General features: G+C 70.6%; 2 pseudogenes. One reads left to right on the top strand and one right to left on the bottom strand.

Features of this window, described 5'->3' with window-relative positions:
• Positions 1 to 563: pseudogene (locus GA0115254_RS43730) on the bottom strand (hypothetical protein); the annotation flags it as partial.
• Between the two features lie 464 nt (positions 564 to 1,027).
• Here GA0115254_RS43730 and GA0115254_RS05640 point away from each other — a divergent pair.
• A pseudogene (locus GA0115254_RS05640) lies at positions 1,028 to 4,136 on the top strand (hypothetical protein); the annotation flags it as partial.

Here is a 4,136-nt window from a genome sequence, read left to right as displayed (position 1 = left end):
CCGGGCTCCGGCCGGCCACGGCGCGGGGCGCGGGGGAGGACGCTCTGCTCGGGGCGCTTCGCCGGGGCGGCGACAGTGCTCTCCTCCTCGGGCAGGACACCGAACTCCACGCCGGGCCCGGTCGCGTCCTCCGGCAGGATCAGCGGGAAGCCCGGGGTCAGCTGGTCGGGGCTCACGAAGGCCGAACCGTCCGGCAGCTGGCGTCCGCTGTTGAGGACCAGGATCTCCTCGAACCGGTCGCCGTCGCCGAGGGTGCGCTCCGCGATCCCGAACAGCGTCTCCTGCTCGCCGCCGTTCTCCTGCGCGGACTTGACCACGTAGTACTTCGTCACCTCGTCGGCCCGCAGTGCCTGGGAAGGCCGCATCTGCACGGCGGCCAGAACCGGTGCGGATTCCAGAGCCCGTACGGATTCGGGAGCCCGTACGGACCCCAGAGCCTGCGCCGGTGCGGGCAGGGCCAGCCAGGTGACGGCCGCCAGGCCGCACACCGCCGTGACCCGTGCCGTGGTGCGCCACGGCGCCGGCTGCCGTGCTTCGTTCGTCGTCCTCGGGGCGTCGCGCATCTTTCTCGTCCTCCTCCGTATGGGGCCTGGTGACGCGCACTGCTGGTGCGTCGGCCGTCACACGCGCCGAACCCCGGGTCGGTTCAACGACTGAACCAAAACGTGGGACGCCTCGTGAGGAGGTGCCGAACGAGCCTGCAGCCGGGAGGAGTTGGAAATGGCGCGTCGGCACACCACGGGCTGGGAGGTGCTCGGGTTCCAGGAGGACCCGACACCCGGGAACCCGGAGGCGATCAGAACACTGGCCAGGACGTATCTGGAGCTGGGCGACGGGGCGGGCGAGGCGGTCGATCTGCTGCGCGCCGATGGGGCGCTGCGCCGGGGCAAGGGCCAGGCGATGGATGCCCTGAAGACGCGGATCACGAAGGACCTGCCGGGGGCTCCTGGAGAAGACCCGGGACTCCTTCCGTACCGCCGCGGGCGCCTACGACGAGTACGCGAACACCCTGACCGACGCCCAGGACATGCTGGACCGGGCCATCGACCAGGGCGAGGAGGTCGCCGCCACCGCGAAGACGGAGGTCCCGGAGCTCGCGGCGGACGCCACCCCGGAACAGGCCGAGGCCAACAAGACACAGCAGGGCGAGGTGAACGCCGCGAAGGAGGCGCTGTCCGCCGCCGAGGAGCTCGGCCGCTCGGCGCAGCGGCTGCGCGAGGAGGGGTCCGACAAGGCCACGGTCATCCTCGACGAGGCCGCCGATCAGGCCATCCCCGCACGGGACTGGGTGAAGCAGTTCGGTGACTTCCTCGCGGACAACCCGCTGGTGGAGATCATCGCCGGGGTCATCATCGGCATCGTCGCCGTGTTCTTCCCGATCGTGGGTCTCATCCTGGGGGCGATCCTGTTCGCCGTGTCGGTGATCCGGATGGTGTCGCAGGGCAAGATCGACGCCGGTGAGATCATCATCGGCCTGATCACTCTCGTACCCGGTGGTGTGCTGCTCGGCGGGCTCGGGAAGATCGTCGGGGCGGCGGGCAAACTGGCCAAGTTCGCGCCGTTCCTGGCCAAGGTGGGGAAGGGCGTCGGGACGGCTTCCGGGGCGGTCACGGCGCTCCTGAAGAAATCGACGTTCGTCCGCAAGATCATCGACCCGCTGTCCAAGGGGCTCGTGGGTCTCAAGACGTCTCCCAAGGCGGCCCTCGCCTTCAAGCTCGGGATCGATGTGACCACCGAGTTCTCGCTCGGCTTCCTGGCGAGCGGGATCACGGCGCTGGTCGACGGGAAGAAGTTCGACGCGGCCTCGGCCGCCACGGGCGCCGCGCTCGGCGCCGCCACGGCCGGTGCCTTCACGCTGTTCGGCGGGACGAAGTTCGCCACCAGTATCAAGGACGCCTTCACCACCAAGGGCAAGTTCAAGAGCAACATCGACAAGGCGTTCTCCGCGAACACCTTCGGTTTCTCCGACGGCAAGTTCAAGCCCGGCGACCTCCTGTTCGTCGACACCAAGGGCGCGCAGAAGACCGGCTTCCACGGCATCAACGGCACGACCAAGTCGGACCCCACCACGGGAGAGGTCAAGACGAAGGTCACGACCCCGGACGGCGCGAAGACCGAGACGAAGATCACCCCGCCCGGCCCCAAGGCCGACCAGGTCCAGGCCCCCGACGACCTGCCCTTCGGAGTCCCGGCCCCCGCGACGTCGACGACCACCACCACGCCGGACGGGTTCACCTCGACGACCGCGGACGGCACGAACACCATCAAGAGCCCGGACGGGGACGTCATCACCTCGAACGGCAACACGACGACGATCGACACCCCGATCCAGGGCCCGACCACGAAGGAGAAGATCTTCGACGGGCTCGGCGGCGAGTTCGCGCCCGCGCAGTCCGAGAAGCCCGCGCTCTCCACGGAGCTGGGCCCGAACGGCGGCTTCACGACCTCGGGACCGTTCGGCGAGGTCAACAAGGGGCCCGACGGCACCACGACGTTCAGCTCGCCCGGCGGCGACGGCGGCGCTCCCACGCCGGAGTTCACCGTGAACAACAACACGGTCTCCACCCCGAACGGCCTCACCGTGACCGACAACGGCGGCTCCACGACGGTGGGCGGTGGCGGGCTCAACGCGGACAACACGGGCGGTGTCAACTCGGTCTTCAAGGGCGCCCCGGACGGCCAGCCGGTGGTGACCCACAACCCCGCCGACGGCAACGTCGACATCAACTTCGGCAACACCACGCTCAACGGCAACGCGGGGAATCCCGGCGGCGGATTCGCCCTGCCGGACGGCACACAGGCCAACGTCGGCAACAACGGCAGCGTGAGCGTCGTCAACGGCGACGGCGGCGGCCAGAACGTCAACCTGCCCCCGGCAGGCGCGGGCGGCCCGGTCACCTTCACCGACACCAACGTCAGCACCAGCATCCCGCCGGGCGGCGGCGCCACCATCACCACGCCGGGCGGCGGCCCCGCCACCACGCTCGACAACACCGGGTTCACGGTGAACACCGGCGGCGCCACCCCCGACACGGTGCAGTTCAACGGTCCGGGCCACTCGCTCGATGTGACCCCGCCCGGCGGCCAGCCGCAGGTCTCGGTCAGCCCGGACGGTTCCATCACCACCGGCAACATCACGACCGACGGCGGTGGCGGCGGTACGGCCACCGGCGGCGGCGGGAACGTGGCGTTCTCGCCCGTCGACATCAAGTTCGGCACGCCCGACGGCGGAACGATCGCCGTCAACCCGCAGGGACAGTTCGACCTGAACCCCTCCGGCACCCAGCCGCCGATCACGGTCAGCCCGAACGGGGACATCGCCGTGGGCCCGAACGGCGTGTCCCCGGTCACCTTCAACGGCCCCGACGGCACCGCCGTCACCACCAAGCCCGGCGGCGGCCTCGACGTGACGCCGCCCGGCGGTCAGCCGCTGGTCTCGGCGGGCCCGGACGGCGGCGTCACCGTCAGTGGGATCACCACGGACGGCAACGGCGGCGGCACGGCCACGGGCCCCGGCGGCAAGGTCGACTTCTCGCCGCTCGACATCAAGTTCAGCTCCCCGGACGGCACCACGTTCACCATCAACCCCAACGGCAAGTTCCAGGTCGACGGGATCAGCCATGGCGCGGACGGCGTGACCATCGGCGGCTCGACCACGGTCAACAACGACGGCTCGGCGAGCATCGCCCACGGCGACCAGGAGATCAACGTCGGTGCCGACGGCACCATCACGGCCAAGGACGCGCAGGGCAACGCGGTCCCGCCGGCCGTGCCGCAGCCGACCCCCGGAAACCCGGTGAACGCGGGCAACACCACCATCGCGGTGGACAACAGCGGCGGCCACTCGGTCACCGTCCACGGCCCGAACGGCGCCACGGTGACCGTCGGCAACAACGGCACCACGACCGTCAACCACGGCCCCATCCAGGCGAGTCACGGCCCGAACGGCGTCAGCGGCAGCGTGGGCACCGCCAACCCGGTCCAGGTCAGCCAGAGCCCGAACGGTGTGACGACCGTCAGCCAGAGCGGTACGTCGGTGAGTACGGGCGGCAAGGGCCCGACCACGGTCGGACCGCAGGGCGGGCCCGCCTCGGTCACCGTCAATCCGCCCTCGGGCGGCAACCCCGCCCAGGTCA

Source organism: Streptomyces sp. Ncost-T10-10d, assembly GCF_900091955.1.
Taxonomy (GTDB): Bacteria; Actinomycetota; Actinomycetes; order Streptomycetales; family Streptomycetaceae; genus Streptomyces.
Note: the sequence above shows the minus strand (reverse complement) of the source record. Positions and strands in the feature narration are given on the sequence as shown.